This window comes from Shewanella sp. MTB7, from assembly GCF_027571385.1.
Lineage (GTDB): Bacteria > Pseudomonadota > Gammaproteobacteria > Enterobacterales > Shewanellaceae > Shewanella.
The window spans coordinates 4,060,603-4,078,141 of sequence record NZ_CP085636.1 but is presented as its reverse complement, the minus strand read 5'-3'; the positions used below and the strand labels follow the sequence as shown (position 1 = coordinate 4,078,141).

The 17,539-nt window shown below is 44.6% G+C and carries 16 protein-coding genes; 4 read left to right on the top strand and 12 right to left on the bottom strand.

Features of this window, described 5'->3' with window-relative positions:
- Positions 1–95: 95 nt before the first annotated feature.
- The 8 genes from HWQ47_RS17650 to xsc form a co-directional block, all read right to left on the bottom strand.
- Positions 96–977: a cache domain-containing protein gene (locus HWQ47_RS17650; RefSeq protein WP_269967373.1), complete on the bottom strand. Its 882-nt coding sequence runs from the start codon at positions 975–977 to the stop codon at positions 96–98.
- A 55-nt stretch (positions 978–1,032) separates the two neighbouring features.
- Positions 1,033–2,373, bottom strand: coding sequence for a TRAP transporter large permease (locus tag HWQ47_RS17645; RefSeq protein ID WP_269967372.1), 1,341 nt, complete (start codon positions 2,371–2,373; stop codon positions 1,033–1,035).
- 2 nt (positions 2,374–2,375) lie between these two features.
- Complete coding sequence (locus tag HWQ47_RS17640; protein WP_269967371.1) at positions 2,376–2,921, bottom strand: TRAP transporter small permease; 546 nt, start codon at positions 2,919–2,921, stop codon at positions 2,376–2,378.
- A 129-nt stretch (positions 2,922–3,050) separates the two neighbouring features.
- Positions 3,051–4,058: a TRAP transporter substrate-binding protein gene (locus tag HWQ47_RS17635; RefSeq protein WP_269967370.1), complete on the bottom strand. Its 1,008-nt coding sequence runs from the start codon at positions 4,056–4,058 to the stop codon at positions 3,051–3,053.
- 59 nt (positions 4,059–4,117) lie between these two features.
- Complete coding sequence (locus tag HWQ47_RS17630) at positions 4,118–5,557, bottom strand: NAD(P)/FAD-dependent oxidoreductase (RefSeq protein WP_269967369.1); 1,440 nt, start codon at positions 5,555–5,557, stop codon at positions 4,118–4,120.
- Between the two features lie 39 nt (positions 5,558–5,596).
- Positions 5,597–5,989: a nuclear transport factor 2 family protein gene (locus HWQ47_RS17625; protein ID WP_269967368.1), complete on the bottom strand. Its 393-nt coding sequence runs from the start codon at positions 5,987–5,989 to the stop codon at positions 5,597–5,599.
- Positions 5,990–6,210: 221 nt separating this feature from the next.
- Entirely contained in the window at positions 6,211–7,251 is a 1,041-nt protein-coding gene (locus HWQ47_RS17620) for a YeiH family protein (RefSeq protein ID WP_269967367.1), read from the bottom strand.
- A gap of 66 nt (positions 7,252–7,317) precedes the next feature.
- Positions 7,318–9,129: a sulfoacetaldehyde acetyltransferase gene (gene xsc / locus HWQ47_RS17615; protein WP_269967366.1), complete on the bottom strand. Its 1,812-nt coding sequence runs from the start codon at positions 9,127–9,129 to the stop codon at positions 7,318–7,320.
- Between the two features lie 266 nt (positions 9,130–9,395).
- Here xsc and HWQ47_RS17610 point away from each other — a divergent pair, with 266 nt between their 5' ends.
- Positions 9,396–10,367 (top strand): AAA family ATPase, encoded by a 972-nt coding sequence (locus HWQ47_RS17610; protein ID WP_269967365.1) that lies wholly within the window; start codon positions 9,396–9,398, stop codon positions 10,365–10,367.
- Positions 10,368–10,399: 32 nt separating this feature from the next.
- Positions 10,400–12,154 (top strand): cobaltochelatase CobT-related protein, encoded by a 1,755-nt coding sequence (locus HWQ47_RS17605; protein ID WP_269967364.1) that lies wholly within the window; start codon positions 10,400–10,402, stop codon positions 12,152–12,154.
- Between the two features lie 15 nt (positions 12,155–12,169).
- On the opposite strand, the gene HWQ47_RS17600 is transcribed toward HWQ47_RS17605, so the two are convergent.
- Both HWQ47_RS17600 and pta read right to left on the bottom strand, forming a co-directional pair.
- The gene (locus tag HWQ47_RS17600; RefSeq protein ID WP_269967363.1) at positions 12,170–12,931 is read right to left on the bottom strand and encodes a sulfite exporter TauE/SafE family protein; all 762 of its coding nucleotides are present in this window, start codon (positions 12,929–12,931) and stop codon (positions 12,170–12,172) included.
- Positions 12,932–12,946: 15 nt separating this feature from the next.
- Positions 12,947–14,008 (bottom strand): phosphate acetyltransferase, encoded by a 1,062-nt coding sequence (gene pta / locus HWQ47_RS17595; RefSeq protein WP_269967362.1) that lies wholly within the window; start codon positions 14,006–14,008, stop codon positions 12,947–12,949.
- 242 nt (positions 14,009–14,250) lie between these two features.
- Between pta and HWQ47_RS17590 the strand changes: the two genes are divergently transcribed.
- Positions 14,251–15,060 (top strand): IclR family transcriptional regulator, encoded by an 810-nt coding sequence (locus HWQ47_RS17590; protein ID WP_269967361.1) that lies wholly within the window; start codon positions 14,251–14,253, stop codon positions 15,058–15,060.
- A gap of 83 nt (positions 15,061–15,143) precedes the next feature.
- Here HWQ47_RS17590 and HWQ47_RS17585 read toward each other — a convergent pair whose 3' ends face one another.
- Both HWQ47_RS17585 and HWQ47_RS17580 read right to left on the bottom strand, forming a co-directional pair.
- Complete coding sequence (locus HWQ47_RS17585) at positions 15,144–16,016, bottom strand: RluA family pseudouridine synthase (RefSeq protein WP_269967360.1); 873 nt, start codon at positions 16,014–16,016, stop codon at positions 15,144–15,146.
- 246 nt (positions 16,017–16,262) lie between these two features.
- Positions 16,263–17,036, bottom strand: a complete 774-nt coding sequence (locus HWQ47_RS17580) for an SDR family NAD(P)-dependent oxidoreductase (RefSeq protein ID WP_269967359.1) — start codon at positions 17,034–17,036, stop codon at positions 16,263–16,265.
- Between the two features lie 136 nt (positions 17,037–17,172).
- Here HWQ47_RS17580 and HWQ47_RS17575 point away from each other — a divergent pair, with 136 nt between their 5' ends.
- Positions 17,173–17,526, top strand: coding sequence for a winged helix-turn-helix transcriptional regulator (locus tag HWQ47_RS17575; protein WP_269967358.1), 354 nt, complete (start codon positions 17,173–17,175; stop codon positions 17,524–17,526).
- The last annotated feature ends 13 nt before the right edge of the window (positions 17,527–17,539 follow it).

Here is a 17,539-nt window from a genome sequence, read left to right as displayed (position 1 = left end):
TTGTTTTGTTAAGTTTTAATGTTTTTCATTAATAACGAATAGATACTCCATATTTAAATTTATATATGTATTATTATTTGTAATAAACAAATTATTTAATTAGGAGTATAAAAACCAACACCTAATAGATTTCCATCGACTAATCGAAAAAAGGTGTGTTTTATCTCTTTTTCGTTAGTGATGGGGTTTGTCCATATATAACTTATTTCACCGGAATCTTGATTTTTTACCAAGTCCAGCATCTTATTAGTCGCTTCTTTGCCAACGTCATCCAATACCGTATCGATGGATTGTCCTATAAATCCTCGACTAACACCGTGGGCCAGAAACAGCTTAGTCTTAGTATCGATAACAAAAATATAGAGATCGCCATTTACATACTGACCATCTAAATTGTTAAATTTATACAGTGCAGATTTTAAATTCTCATGAATTTCAACGGTGGCAAGTCCCAATAGTTCCTTGGCTTGAAAAGCATTGGCTCTGACTGGGTAGTAACCCACGGCGATGATGGTGTCACCCACACGTTGAAACAGGGTTCTTTTAGGTGAAGCAGATCTATCGGTTGGGTTTTTCCAGTGATACTCCACGGCCCCATGGCCATCTTTTTTGGCTTTTTGGATCATTTCGCGAAAGAAATACTTACCATACATATCGAAGGTATTTAATACGGTATCGCCGACTAGTACCGAGGAGGAGCCACCACTGGCTAAGAATTGACCGTCGATACTAAGTGCAAAAACATATAAGTTACCATCGAAGAACTCCGCTTTCTGGTTGAAATCAGTCACAGTTTCACTGCCATTTTTTTGTATATGCTCAATGGCTTTCGCTAGTAGAACCTTGGCTTTTACTTCCTCTTTGGTTTCTATGTGAGTGACTGTCATATCGCCATCTGCGGCTGTCATGCCGGCAGATACTGAACTGCTAATCACTAAGCTTGCAGCTAATAAGCCATTTTTTAATTTAATATTCATAGGACATTCCTAAATGCGTAAAATTAATCAAAATTTTATTTTATAAATGAATTAATCAGTATCCCACTAGGGAGGGAAGCCAAAGTGTTAATTGAGGGAAGAAGGCGATAAGCATGACGCCAATGATTGATGCCAATACAAAGGGGTGAATGCGGGTGGTGATCTGCTCGACGGTAGAACCGCCTATCCCCGAGGCCACAAAGATGTTTTCACCTAAGGGGGGAGTGGCAAATCCAATGGAGAGCACACACACCACAACGATGCCGACATGGGTGGGATCTGCCCCGAGCATGTACATGATGGGTAGCATCACAGGCACTATGATCATAATGGCTGCCAGCGTCTCCATAAACATCCCTACAAACAGCAAGAAGCCAATCATTAATATCCAGATCAGGTACATGTTGTCAGTCATGTGAAGTAAGTTTTCAGCAATGATGGCTGGAATTCTTTGTTCCACTAACAGACGACCAAAGACCGTGGCGGCAAACAGGATTAATAGGACTCTGCCGGTGATCCACGTTGTGGTTGATAATGACTTAAACACATTGCTAATCTTCATCTCTTTATGAATAAAGAAGCCCACAAAAAGCGAATAAACCACAGCGATGATTGCCGACTCTGTCGGAGTAAATATGCCGGAATATATGCCGCCAAGAATTAACACTGGAGCGAGTAGTGACCAGATCCCACGGCGGAACACCACGGCTATTTCAGCAACAGACCAAGTGTCAGTTAGCCCTTTATAGTCTTTGCGTTTGGAGATAACGTAGTTCATCGCAATCAAGGTACTGGCGATAATTAGCCCTGGAATCACTCCAGCAATAAACAGCTTAGGGATAGAGACGCTGGCAAATTGACCATGCAGGGCAACGGCTTCTGCTGGAGGCTTGAGCCCCATGGAAGATATCCCGAAAATGACTAATGGAATTGAGGGAGGAATGATAATGCCCAATCCGCCTGAGGCCGCAGTGACTGCTGATGCGTAGCTTCTATCATAGTTACGTTTGACCATCGCGGGGATCATCAGCATGCCAACCGCTGCGGTTGTCGCTGGGCCAGAACCTGATATCGAACCAAAAAAAACACAGGCGACAATGGTTGCAGCCCCTAAGCCACCGGTAATAGGCCCTGCCAAATGTTCGGCGATGTCCACCAGTCGTCTAGATATTCCTGCCGCCTCCATTAGTGCGCCAGCAAGAACGAAAGCGGGCAAGGCCATTAACGGGAAGTTCCCCACAGAGGTAAAGGCTATCTGAACCAGTGCGATGGGGTTCTTATCCAGTATCAGATAGGCGGCCATTGCAGCGCCAGCCAGAGAAACGGTGATAGGCGCGCCCAGAATGAGCATGATCAAGAAACCACCAAACAGAATAAGCGTGAGATACTGTTCCATCTTTATACCTCGCCTTGAGTAGACTGACTGATTTTCTTGAGCTCTTCAGCTTCAGGGTCAAGAACCTCAACCCCTTTAAACAGTTTTAAATACAGATTCCACAGTATTCTTACCGACATGAGTGTGAATGCTATGGGTAAAATAAGATAAAAGTACTTCATTGGAATTCCCGTCGTTTGCGACTTCCAAAATAGGTTCATTTTATTGAAGACAAAGTCATAGCTTAAATAAACAAAAAAGGCGTTGAATGCGACCCATAAAAGATCGGCTACAGTCTCACTCACAGTTTTGATGATGGGCGGAAACCATTTAAAGTGAAATGTCACTCGGTTATGTGCAGACATCTTCGCGGCGACAACTGCACCAAGATAAGCAAACCAAACAAACATATAAGTGGCAACTTCATCTCCCCAAGGGATGGAGTATTGAAACAGTTGGCGTAATACAATTTGTGCAAACAACAACATAACAAAAGCGGCTAATAATAAAGCACATAAATACTCTTCAATATTATTAATGTGTTTTATAAAAAAATGCTTAGCAGACATATTCTTGTCCTCAATAAACAACTCTGATTAAAGCGAACAACACTATTGTTAATATTCGCACTCGCCATTTCGATTATTACTTGGAACGTGTATAAACCTCAGAATTAATAATGCTCATCTCGCTTAGAATTAATTAACGGTGCGACCTAAGGTCGCTAAAGCTTCATCAAGTTTAACTTTGCCGCCTATGCTGTCATAAAACTTAGGCCAGACCGTTTTAGTGGCAACATCTATCCATTCTTTTTCACCATTGCTTGGGTTTGAGATAACCATGCCTTTGGCCACTAAAGACGTCTTAATCTTGTCCTCTGACTCTAATAAGAAGGCGTAGCTGTGTTCAGTGGCTTCTTTACCGGCTTCTAAGATGATCGCTTGCATCGCAGGCTTTTGCGCCTGAAACACAGATTCACTGATGATGAGTGGCTCGATGGAGAAGATGTAACGAATGTTGGTGACATATTTTTGAACTTCATTAAACTTCATCGCATCGATAGTGATGTAAGGGTTGTCTTGTCCATCAACGACGCCTAATTGCAGGCCAGTAAAGGTCTCTGACCAAGCCATCGGTGTTGGATTGACGCCCCATGCTTGATAGGTGGACATCATGATTTCATTGCGTGGAACGCGGATCACTAGACCTTTAAGATCTGACAGAGACTCAATCGGACGCTTAGAGTTTGTTAGCACTCGAAAACCTGAGTATGCCCAACCAACAATGCGCACTCCAGCATCATTAATGGTGTTTTGAACCAGCTGCTGACCTATCTTTCCTTGGGTTAAGGTCTTTGCCTCTTCTGCACTTAAAATAACATAAGGCATGGTGAGCAAACCGACACTCGGTGAGAAAGGGGTGACGTTGTTAATGGCGAGGACTGAGAAATCCAATATGCCCATGGAGGCATTATTAACAGTATCTTGCTCATTGCCTAACTGGCCATTGGGAAAGAGATCGACAGTGGTTTTTCCGCCAGTCTTCTCACTAAGTAGGGTTTGAAACTTCTGTCCCAACTCCCACTGAGTTCCTCCAGCGGCATCCCCTAATGCCATCTTAAAGGTGTCGGCCGAAACCATGGGTACTGCTGCGAGCATGCTAACACTGGTGATGAGTGGCACAATGATGCCTTTAACAAATTTCATAGTTCTATCCTGTTATATTGTTATAAGATTCGAATTAAAAATACTAGGTTTGCATCACCTTAAAGAACTTCATCTTTAAGGTGATACCAGTTGTACAAAAACCTTTGACCCATTCTTCTAAAGGGAGCAAATGCCTCAGATTCAATCGCTTCACGGATATTGGGGAAGGGCAGCTGAGATTGAAATATAGGCAGATCTATCTGAGTCTCCTCTCCGGCAATCCACTGGGCGAGTCGTTTACCTGCTTGAGCTGAATACATGACCCCGTTGCCACCGTAGCCCAAGGCGTAGTAGATGGTCTCTTTAGGATCTGGACGGCAGATGCGCGGCATCATGTCATGGCTGACATCAACCCATCCCCACCAGGAGTAATCTATTTGTATTCCCTTGAGCGCGGGGAATTTTTTGGCTAAATCGTTTTCCAGAAATTGTTGATATTTTTGCTGAGGCGCATTGTGTCCACTAATGGCACTTCGGCTGCCAATTTGAACACGGTTGTCAGGCAAGAGACGGTAGTAATGTCTTAATACTCGAGTATCGGTGAGCACCTGATGAGTCTTAAAGTTGCAAGCCTCGAGTTCAGCCTTGGTTAACGGTCGGGTGACGATGGAATTAGATAAAATAGGCAAGAGGCGATTCTTGGTACTTGAGTGCAATCCCTGTGAGGTGTAGCCACCCGTTGCCAAACCAACAGCGCCCGCTCTGACGACACCGCCAGGAGTTCTTAGATAATGCTCGCCATTACGGGTTTCCCAGCCGATAACAGGACTGCCTGGGTGAACCTTTACGCCTAATGCACGGGCTTTTTTCAGATAACCAAAAGCCAGTTTCCCCGCATGAATACCTATACCTTTAGGTTCATGCATGGCACCCGCTGCTTCATTATCACCGACAAACTGGTTCTTGAGCGTCGCCGCATCTAAGATTTGTGCGTCGTAATTAAAGGTTTTACGCAGTAATGAGGCCTCTTTCTCTAATGTCGGCATTATCTTATCGCGATGAGCGATATAGAGGTGCCCGCCAGTTTGAGGCTCACAATCAATATCTTTAATCAGATCCTTAAAGGTTTGCATACCATCAAGACATTCTTGATGCATACGCAGTGCAGTGTCGACGCCCCAACGTTCAATCCATTGTGAGCGTTTTAAGCGTCCAGATGCACACTGAGCTTGCCCACCATTACGGGTACTGCAACCCCAGCTTGTCCGATTGGCCTCTAATACTGTGGCTTTAATGCCGTAATGTTCTGCAAGGTAGATGGCTGCACACAACCCTGTGTAACCAGAGCCGACAATCACCACATCGGCAGAGATATCGCCAATAATAGGGCCATCATCTTCAGGTGCCTCTCCTGCAGTGCCAATCCAATAGGTTGGGGCATAATCTTGCCCCTGTCCTGGATTGGCATGCACTAAAGGATCATATTGTGGATCATATGGCTTTTGTGCACTCATCCTAGCTTTTAGGGTTAAGCCTGCGGTTTCGAGGTTTTTGCTCATGGTCATCCTTAATGCGTTGTGCAGAATAATAGTGCGCGATTAAGCGGACACTGCCAGAGAGGGACGATCTTTACGGAAGGCATTCTTAATCTGAATTTTGCCATTACGTAGGGTAAAAATATCCACCATTCGAGCTTCGATTCGGCTGCCGTCAGCCTTAGTGCCACAAAAAGTGGACTCTGTGACAGCACGGTCACCACAGATAAAATGTTCAGCATCTAACCACTGAGCGTCAGGGAAGTTCTTCCATGCGAGTTGAAATGCCGCTTTTACCTCATCAAAACCATAAAAGCTGGTGCCTAAAAGCTCCGGTCCTGCAGTAGCATGGAACTCACAGTCCTGGGTCATGCAGTTCATCAACGCATCAATATCATGGTCATTCCATGCTTGAGAAAAAGAGTCTAAAAACGCCATGGTTGTTTGATTATTCATTTAAATGGATCCCTGATTAGTTATATTTATTTACTGCTCACATCATAATTTTTTAATCGTCATTCCAAATAATGAAATGTTTTGTATCGCATTTACTATTTTTTATCAATCAAAGCCATGCTTGCGCAGTGTAAACATCTACAAGTTTAGTCGTTGGCGACTTTTTCATCTTGTGCTGTTTTTTGCTTTTGTCGATAAAACTGCGTTTGTATTCATTATCGCTAACTCGATATGATCTGGCCTAAATAGATAATGGCGAGTATATAGAGTGCGATGAATACCGTGTTGCTCAACAGGAGTAAAATGGGCTTCCAACCCAATCCGATGAGTTTCTCAAAGGAGGTTTTTACCCCTAGTGCCGCGATTGATATCACTAAGCACCAGGTTGATATTGTTGAGAACAGTGTGCTCACCTCTTTAGATATCAAGCCAAATTGATTGAGTACAATCAGGGCGATAAACACCAACAGAAATAGCGGCACTAAAGGTTGTCTCTTTCCCTCTTTGCCATTGAATTTCTCTCGTTCAGATCTGAGGGCAAAGACAAGTATCATGATCACTGGCATTAACATGGCGACTCTAAACATCTTGGCTAACGTCGCTGCGTCACCGATCTCAGGAGATAGCATGTATCCAGCGCCAACGACCTGAGCGACATCGTGTATCGAGCCACCTAAAAATAGCCCTGCTTCTGCAGTTGTTAAACCCAAAGAGCTCACGATAAGCGGATACACCACCATGGCAACGGTTGAGAAGGTGGCAATGCCAATAGCAGTCAATAAGGTGTAATGTTCGTTTTCTTCGTTTTGTGGCAAGGTCGATGAGATTGCCATCGCGGCAGATATGCCACAAATTCCCGTTGCGCCGCCAGCAAGCAGGCCTAACATGTAAGGCAGCTTTAATAGTCGTGCTAGCAATAAGCTAAAACCTATGGTCAAGGCGACTCCCGCTGCGAGTGCGATAATCCCTAAAGCGCCCAGATCGCTGATGTCACTCACGGCGATGCGAACGCCGAGTAAGGCAACGCCCACACGCACTAATTTTTTTGCACAGGTCTCAATGCCTAAAATGCATCTTGGGTTATCCACCAAGAAGTGAAATGAGATCCCAAGCAACAATGCATAGAGAAATTTAGGTCCGCCATAGTGCTCCGAGATAAATGAGGCTGCGGCGGCAATCACTCCACATAACATGAATCCCGGTAAAATCGTTTGCACCTTACTGAAGCTACTCAGTGGCTTTGTTAGTTGTTCAGTGCTCATGATCTTATGGTCCTAGTTGAAAAAAGTACCTGACTCAAAGACGAGCCAGGCTTACTTCGACAAGCGTTAGACGTAATCTTTATATTTTTCTAAGTGGCGTACCGGGGTTGAAAGGGCATCACGGCGGAACGGATCACCCAGCTCACGGGTACACATGATCTCTATGATGGTAGTTTTACCTTCATTCATTTGCATATCGATGGCTTTCTTAAGTGCTGGGCCGACATCTTCAAGACGATCGACAGTGATACCTTCAGCGCCCATAGCGCGCGCTATCTCGGCAAAACTTTGGTTGTCCAGCTCACCAGCAACAAAGCGGCGGTCATAGAAATCGACCTGATTCTTCTTTTCTGCACCCCATTGGCGGTTATGGAAGACAACTGCCGTAACGGGAATGTCATGACGTACACAGGTCATGGTTTCCATTAAGCTCATTCCCCAAGCACCGTCACCGGCATAGGAAACCGCTGGGCGCTCTGGTGCAGCAACTTTAGCGCCTATGATGGTCGGGAACGCGTAACCACAGTTACCAAAGCTCATAGCAGCAAAAAAACTTCGTGGCTTTTCGAATCGTAGATAACTGTTGGCGATGGAGTTGATGTTGCCAATGTCGGTAGAGACCATGACATCTTCAGGCATGGCTTTTTCAAGTTCACGAAGCACCTGACGAGGATGCAGGTATTCACCACCTGAGAAGGGGGTTTCTTCGGCATTTTCTTTGATCATGTCTAAGCTGAATGCATCGGTTTCATGAGTCCATTCATCTAGCTCTTTTTCCCAAGCCATCTTCTCGGCGCAGATCTTGTCTTTACGCTCTGCAATCGTGGCGTCACAATCTAAGGTTCGTCCTGCTAGACGCTCAGTGAGTGCGATGGCGGCGGCTTTAGCATCGCCACAAATACCGACAGATATTTTCTTCACTAGACCTAGCATCTTGTTGTCTGCATCGATCTGAATAATCTTGGCTTCTTTTGGCCAGTAATCCATACCGTGTTGCGGCAGGGTGCCAAATGGGCCTAAGCGTGAACCAAGTGCTATCACTACATCGGCTTGTGCGATTAACTTCATGGCCGCTTTTGAACCTTGGTAACCTAATGGGCCACACCAAAGTTCGTGACTTGCTGGAAAAGAGTCATTGTGCAGGTAACTGTTTACGACTGGCGCACCTAAGCGTTCAGCCAATGCTTTACACTCTTCGACGGCATTTCCCATGACCACACCACCACCGGAAATAATCACTGGGAATTTAGCTGTCGCCAGTAAATCTGCCGCTTTATTTAAGCTTTGTTCGCCACCTGGACCTCGGTCAAGACGTGAAGGCTTAGGGATATCATAGGTGCTCTCACCGTAGAAATAATCACGAGGAATATTAAGCTGGGTTGGTCCCATTTCACTTAATGCACGGTCAAAACAGCGGCCGGTGTATTCAGCCATGCGATGAGGATGTGTGACGTGACCTTGATATTTAGTGAACTCTTGAAACATAGGTAACTGGTTACATTCCTGAAATCCACCTAACCCTTGAGTCATTGTGCCTGTTTCAGGAGTGATAATGACAACCGGGCTATGTGCCCAATAAGCGGCTGCGATGGCGGTGACACAGTTGCTGATCCCGGGTCCATTTTGACCTATTACCACACCATGAGTGCCCGATACACGAGAGAAACCATCTGCCATATGGCCGGCACCTTGCTCATGAACTACTGGAATTAGACGGATACCTGCTGGAGCAAATATATCCATGGCATCCATAAATGCAGATCCCATAATGCCGAATATATTTGTCACATCATTGGCAACCATAGTCTCTACGAAGGCCTCTGATGGTGTCATCTTAGTCGGACCTTCAACCACTGCTCGGTCATTTTGTTTGCGCATAACGAGTAATTCCTTGAATGAATACTTATCAAATAAATTGTTTTATGGAATGAAAGGTTCCACTAATTGATCGTTATCTACACTATTGTCTATAAAACATCCTGTCAAACACTAATTATAAAAAATGGTACTTTTTGTTCTGATTTCTGCATTTACATGTTAATTTCATGGAAACCAAAGGGAGGTTGAGCTTGGTTTATTAAGCTGACTTTTCTAAATATATGGATTGGAACTGTTTTTAAAACAAAATGTTGAGTGGACTAAATATGACTAATGAACGGGTAAACGAGCATTTTGAATCTGCGGATAAGGTAGAAGTGAACGTACGTGAGGTGTTTAATATCGATTCAGACTTAATCGTCACAGGTTTTCGGGAACCCGGTGTTTATGTGCCTGAGATCGATAAGGGGTATCACTTCAACAAAGAGGTGACACTGGCCATATTGGCTGGATTTGAACATAACCGGCGTGTGATGCTCCAAGGGATGCACGGCACGGGTAAATCGACTCACATAGAGCAAGTTGCAGCTAGGCTGAACTGGCCCTGTTTACGAGTTAATTTAGACGGCAATATTAGTCGATTAGATCTGGTGGGTAAAGACACCATCGTCATCAAAGAGGGCAAGCAGGTGACGGAGTTTCAAGAGGGTATTTTACCTTGGTCTATTCAGCGTCCCATTGCGCTTATTTTTGATGAATATGATGCAGGACGGCCGGATGTGATGTTTGTGATCCAACGTATTTTGGAGCGAGATGGAAAACTGACCTTACTTGATAAGAACAGAGTGATCTCTCCCCATGTTGATTTTCGCTTATTTGCCACGGCGAATACCATAGGTCAGGGAGATTTTTCCGGTATGTATCGGGGCGTTCAAGTACTGAACCATGCCCAGATTGATCGCTGGAATATTTTGGCATCACTCAACTACCTTCCTCAAGAAGAGGAGGTCAGTATGGTGTTAGATCAAGTGACTAATTTGACGGGTGAATATCGAAGTAAAGTGGATGCAATGGTGTCATTAGCCAGCTTGACGCGAAAAGGCTTTGTTGCGGGAGAACTCTCGACGTTAATGTCGCCTCGAACCGTGATCACTTGGGCTGAAAACACCTTGATATTCGATGATCTCAGTCTTGCTTTTAAGCTTTCATTTTTAAATAAATGTGACGAGCAGGAGAGAGAGCTGGTTGCCGAATATTTTCAGCGCTGTTTCGGACAAGAACTGATGTTAACTGAATAGGCAATATCATGAAGCTGATGGAGTGATTTTACATGCCAGATAAAAAATCAGATGGGGTAGCCACCTCTTTGCTAAATACATTTAACAGTAAGCTTGTTGAACAAGTTGGGGGTGCACAGCGTTTCATTTATCGCGATGGTAAGCTGTATCAGGACACGCAAGTCATGCCATTTTATGCCCCTCATCTGCAAGCTTATTGCCAACATTCGGATCAAAAAAAGGAGCAAGTGGGGTCGGCATACTCTGCAATCGACTCCAATCATAGAGGCCGCATTGATGCCTTGTCATTGCGACTTCTCTATTCCGATCTCGAGTTGCATCAAAGCCGAAAACCCGTCACTCAAATAGCGGCATTGGTGTTTGAGGTGTTGGAGCAACTGAGAGTCGAAAGCTTGCTGCCACAGCAGTGGCCGGGGATGAGAATGAATATCGATGATTTATTTACTCACTGGTCTCGGACTTTTTATCACTCAGGGCTAACCGATACAGCCGTTGGGATTTTACTCTACACCTTAGCTCAAGTGACACGGGCAAGATTGATGGCAACAGCGGTGTTACCTGAAACAGAAAGCCTAATTGAGCACACGCGAGCGGCTCTGGCACCTGTTATAGGAGTTCTGTTATCAGGTCTGCGTCGCCACAGGCAAGCGCAAAGCCGCTATGGGGATTATGCGCTCCAACTTGCCGTCATTATCGAGGATATGATAGCTGCTGAAGAGAGTGTTTTACCTCCCGATGAACAAGTCGCGAATAGAGGGGAAGCAGTCAAAGGTTTTACCATACTGCTCGATGTGGTAAGTGCTGATGGAGGAGGGATGGCAAAGGCGGCTACCAAGCTTAGTGCTGGGCTTGTTGAGGGGAAACAGATCTATAAAGTCTTCACTACACAGTTTGATAAAGTTATCTTTCCTGCAAATTTGGTTCGCGCTGAATTGTTACAAGAATATCGACATCATTTAGATAAACTTGTTTTGCAGCAAAGGATTAATCTAAGTCGGCTAGCACGTCAGTTCTCGATAAAGTTAAGTCGTCCTGAAATCAATGGTTGGCAATCATCCAAAGATGAGGGTTATATCGATGGAGGACGTTTACCTCTATTAATCAGTTCTCCGAGTGAAACCGATCTATTCTATCAGCCTCATCTCACACCTGTTATTGATTGTCATGTCAATTTACTAATCGATTGTTCAGGTTCCATGAAGACCCATGTCAATCAGATCGCACTCATGCTGGATATTCTAGTGCGCGCATTAGATATGGCTGGTGTTGCGACCGAAGTACTGGGATTTACAACAGGGGCTTGGAATGGCGGACAGGCGCTTAAACAGTGGCGCAGGCAGGCTTGCCCACCCAATCCCGGTCGCTTGAATCCGGTGTCGCATTTGATATTTAAACATTGTGATCAAAGCTGGCGACGGGCGCGGCTTGGGTTAGCGTCCATGCTAAAACTGGATCTCTTTCGTGAAGGAATAGATGGCGAAGCGGTGCAATGGGCAAGTCAACGGCTCTTGGCTCAAGAAGCAAGTAGAAAAATTTTGGTAGTTATCTCTGATGGTAGCCCTATGGATACAGCAACCAATCAGGCCAATACTCCTTTTTATCTTGATAATCACCTCAAGGATGTCGTATCGGCTCAACAAGGGTTAGGGGTTGAGGTGATAGGTTTGGGGGTGGGTATTGATCTGAGCGCTTATTATCCAAACAACCTCGCTATCGATCTTGAGCAAGAACTTGATGTTGCATTGTTTAATAGGCTGATAGAGGCGATCACTAAAACTAAGCGATGACAGTAATTGAGCTCGTTATAGCAAATCGAATACTGCTGAGATTGATAGGTACCCTCCAAGTAACATTAAAAGCGCAAATACTAGATAACGCATCGCATCGGCGCTTAATGGCGGAGGATAACGTCGAGCCAGTAAGGTGGTTGCCGATACTAAAGGCAGAGCCAATGCGGATAGCATTAATACCTCTGAGGTAAGCAGACCTTGGTAAGCGAGGAAACCGCTACGGGTGGCAGAAGTGCAGGCGAACAACAGCAGTAGCATGTTGCGAATTGTCATCATTGGAAAGGGTTGGCGATAAAAATGAAATACCAGTGGCGGGCCAGCCATACCAAATAAACCACCGGTAAAACCAGAGGCAAGACCACTGATAAAGAAGCTGGCATCATTGCTGCGTGTTTTTAGCTCGCTATTTTTTGTGCCGAGAATAGAACTTATGCCACTGATGATGATCATTAGCCCTAGAAGTAGCTGTAAAACATGAGTTGCGAAATCACTTAAGTAAGTGAGTATTACCACCCCGATAATGACCCCTGGAATAACGGCGATCCCTGTCACGTAGACTGCGCGCCAATCGAGTTGCTTAATACTGCCAGGCAGAGAGAAGGCGCAATTGACTAATGTTATCAAGCTGACCACCGCGGCGATAAAGCTAAGGTCGGCAAGCCCTAATGCGGTTGCCGCGCCAGTGACTATGATCCCGAGGCCAAAACCTGTCGAGGTTTGAAAATAGGTGCCGATCACGATGATCAGTAACAGTAAAATGAGGATGCTTGTCATAGTGCGCTCTGTGATTCATCGCTCAGGTATAGGAGTGAGCTGATTGTTTTGCTCTAGGCTTGTATTGTCCAATGCTTGAGATTGAACCACTGTCACAGCGATGACTAAAAAGATGTCGTTGGCGTTGCAACCCCGAGAGAGATCATTGGCAGGTTTTGCTAACCCTTGAAGTAAAGGGCCAATAGCCGTGGCCTGAGCCATTCTTTCTGCCAGTTTATAGCCGATATTTCCCGCCTCTAAGTTAGGAAAAATAAGCACATTGGATTGACCTTTTACTTTAGAGTTAGGTCCTTTTTTCTCAGCTATATCGGCGACAATCGCCGCATCGAGTTGAACATCTGCATCGATGGCTAAGTCAGGCATTGCGGCTTTGATTAAATTTGAGGCATGAACCACCTTGTCGACAGCCGAGTGTTTAGCACTGCCATTGGTCGAGAATGAAAGCATGGCTACTTTGGGCTCTTCACCAAGCAGGGCTTGAGCATTATGGGCTGCAGCAATGGCGATATTTGCCAACTCCTCTGCGCTTGGCTCGATAACCAAACCACAATCTGAAAAGATCATGCCACCTTTGAGTTGATGAAATGGCTGGCACATGATCATCAGGAAAAAGCTCGAAACCAGCTTAGCTTCAGGGCTGACACCAATCACTTGAATCGCACTGCGGACCACATCGGCGGTGTTATTGACGGCACCGGCAACAGATCCATGTGCATAGCCAAGATCCACTAATAGATTTGCGAAACAAAGGGGCTTGTTAACTTCCTGTATTGCCGCCTCTAAAGTCATGCCTTTATGTTTTCTTTTTTCCCATAATACCTGACTAAAATCATCCACAAGCGAAGAGTATTCTGGATCGATGATGGCGATTTTATCGAGTACGTTAATGGCCTTATCATCATTAATAAGCTCAATAATTTTAGTGAGTTGACCCACTAGGATAATGTTAGCGATCCCTTCTTGAGTGGCGCGTAAGGCGGCTTGAACAATGCGCAGATCATCACTCTCGCATAGGACGATGGTGCGTGGAGATTGACGTGCTTGCTCTATTATTCGGCTGATCACTTTCATATTCATTTTCTTCTTGTGGTTGCGGTGAGATGGCAATCCTTTCTCTGAACTTATTTTAAAATAGGCACTTAGTGTTTTTGCATAAGATATCAAATACAATTGACGCTTTAAATAAACGAGACGTAAAGTTCCAATAATTGTAATTTATTTGTGATAATATGCGTTATATGTCATTAACGTCAATGAATTCTTAAAAAAAATCGTTATAATCTAAGGCTCTCATCTGTGACAAATAATAATGGGGATATATGAAAGACTCTCAAAGTGATCAACCTAACGCTGTTCGAGTCAATGGCGATACGCCGACGCTGCGTCTTTTTTCATTGCTTGAAGTTATTGCGCAAAGAGATGAGTTTTTTTCGTTACAGGGGTTAGTCGAAGAGACCGGATTGCCTAAACCCACTGTACATAGAATGCTGCAACAACTTGAAGCTGCTGGCATTATTCAACGTGATGGCGATGAACGTCATTACAGTACTGGCGGCAGACTTCGCCGACTGGCAGAGCAACTATTGTTGAATAATACCACCCACAGTGCAAGACGAGCTGTTTTGCGTCAGCTTGTCGATGATGTCGGCGAGAGTTGTAATATCACCGCTCTGTCTGGTGGTGAAATCGTTTACCTCGACAGGATTGAAACCGCTGCTCCACTGAGGTTCTATCTACATTCAGGTTCCAGAGTGCCTGTTCATTGCTCAGCGAGCGGCAAACTGTTTTTGTCTGAGATGAGTCCCTCTCAGCGAAAAAGATTATTGGCACACGCGACATTGACCCAATACACAGAGAAAACCATTGTCGATATCAATGCGTTGGAAGCTGAGATTGACAACGTAAAACATGCAGGTTACGCCATCGACAATGAAGAATTTTTACCTGGGTTATTATGTGTTGCTGTACTGGTTCCGACGCCTTCGGGCCGCTCTAATTTAGGTTTAGCAATACAAGCACCCATTATGCGTTTAAAGCCTGAAAGTGCACTGCATTTTTTACCAGCACTGCAACGTGCAGCTAGAGCTTTAGCAGCCATAGAAGCTGAGAGTTGGCCAGTTTCAGTTTAACGATTCGACGATATTATGATGAGATTGCAAACGCCTTCAGATGAAGGCGTTTGTGTATGAAGCGTTTAGGTTTACTCCAGTAATCACAATTTAGGTCGTAATTGCTCTGGCAGTTCAAACTCTTTAATTTCACCCGTTATCGGACAAGGGAATTTAAGGTAACAGGAGGTGAGCTGCAGATTTATCTCTGACTCTTGCGCTGTGCCATGTAGCCTGTCGCCGACAACCGGGTAGCCGATAGAAGCCATATGGATACGGATCTGGTGCTTACGGCCTGACTCTATTTTCACTTGCACTAATGAGCGGTTTTGCTCGGCGTCATAGCGAATAAGCTTTGCATGTGAATACGCTGACTTGCCATCTACATCGGTTGCGATAGTCACTGATTGATTAGACTCGTTATCAGGAGCTAGAGTTGCAAAGTTGCCTTCAACAATCACTTGATAATATTTATCTAATGCTCTGACTTCGAACAGTTTCGCTAATGCTGCTGTCATTCCTTTACTGTGTCCGATCAGCACAAGTCCTGTTGCAGCTCTGTCTAAACGGTGAATGATAAAAGCGGGTCTGTCCGGAGTGAGGCGGGTTTCTGCATAGCGATTGATGGTGGTGTGATCGCCCCATTTCGAGCCCTGACATAGCATGCCATAAGGTTTGTACCACAAACTGTATTGATCCAAATCGGCGATCAACTCAGCGTCATCGACTTGATGTTCAAGTACTTCTTGATTGTAATAGAGGTGTAATTCATCGCCAATTTTAAGCGATTTCTTGCCGCGCCTAAGACGTGATGTACTTTGCCCACGAGTGTGCCAAACAGCCCCTTTTGTCATGGCCTGCTTGATCAGTTGCTTAGATAACTGACTTTCATTGGAAAGTAGCGAAGCGGCATTGTCCTCACTTGAGGTAACCGTGACGTGGCATTCAATTTTATGGTGAGAAAGTGTTTGGCTCATAGACAGATTAAAATATTCTGGCGGTATTTGATAGGGGGGCAAGTTTACACTATTTCTTGTTGTATACCTCAACAACGTGAAGATGCTTTTTTAGAAGGCTTTGTGCGAGCTCAATTCTCGGCGGATTGGTGCAATTGTTTGGACTTCCTTGCAAGTCAATACAGCAACTAAATGAAGTTGCTGTATTGACTTATATGATGGGGTTAACACTCTTTCTAGCGTTCTATTATCTCCATATAAATAAAGTTAATTGCGTCCAGCCATGACGCCGCCATCTATGTCCAATATTACCCCTGTGATCCAACTGCTTTCATCACTGAGCAGGAAGTTGATGCTGTTGGCGATGTCGGTCGGAGTGCCAATTCTGCCTATGGGATGAAACCCGTTGAAACTGGCTAATGCATCATCCATCTGATCCGGGTCGATAAAGGCCTCATAGATGGGCGTTTTGACTACTGACGGTGAGACAGCATTGACTCTGATATTAAAATCAGCAAGTTCCATGGCCATATGCTGGGTCAAGGCATGAAGTCCCGCCTTCGCCATCGAGTATGCTGATGAGGGGGTCGCTTTTATGGCTTGTTTTGCCCACATGGAGCCTATGTTAACGATATTGCCTCCACCGTTGTTGATCATATTCTTGGCAGCGGCTTGAGAGATGACAAAGCTGGCTTTATTTAATCCCATATAGATCTCATAATCACTTTCAGTGTGTTCAATAAATGGTTTAGGTTTGAAGTACCCAGCAGCATTAACCAAGTAGCTTATGTGGGTCGAATCTCGTTCAATAAATTCAAGAATGCGTTGCACATGGCTTGATTGATATAGATCGGCTTGGATACCGGATGCTTTCGCCCTATTTAACTGGTTCAACTCAATGACAGCTTTTTCAAGTTTGGTAGTGTTATTACCGATAATCACTACCTCTATATTGGCGTTGATCAATTGCTTGGCTGTTGCTAAGCCCATTCCACTAGAGCCACCGATAATGAGTGCTAAACCTGTATGTGTAAAAGTCATAATTAACCTTATCTTAATAATGTGAATACTCTGGCATCGACATAAATTGCCGTTTGATGTGATAACCTTAAGACTCATCGATAGACAATAAAAGTAAGCACTATTTGGTTTACTAGGTACTTTTTGGTACATCTTTATGACTTTAAAAGAGAAAGAAATTGCTAATTTTCAACAACGAGTAGTCGGACCCAGTGACAGTGCGCGTATGGTAGAAACAATAGTGGGCTGTAAATGGTCTCTGACCGTATATGAACTACTCGCGCTCGACATTAATCGACCTGGTGAGATGGTGCGCAGTGTCGATGGCTTAACCACAAAAGTACTTAATCAATGCTTGAAGCGAAACCTTGAGTTTGGGATTTTAGAGAAATGCTCTTTCCCGGAGATCCCACCGCGAGTCGAGTACAAAGTGACCCCGTTTGGAATGAAATTTATGACGATTTTAGACGCACTTAAAGATCTACAAAAAGAGATCCAAGGGGATAAATAAAACAATCTTAGTT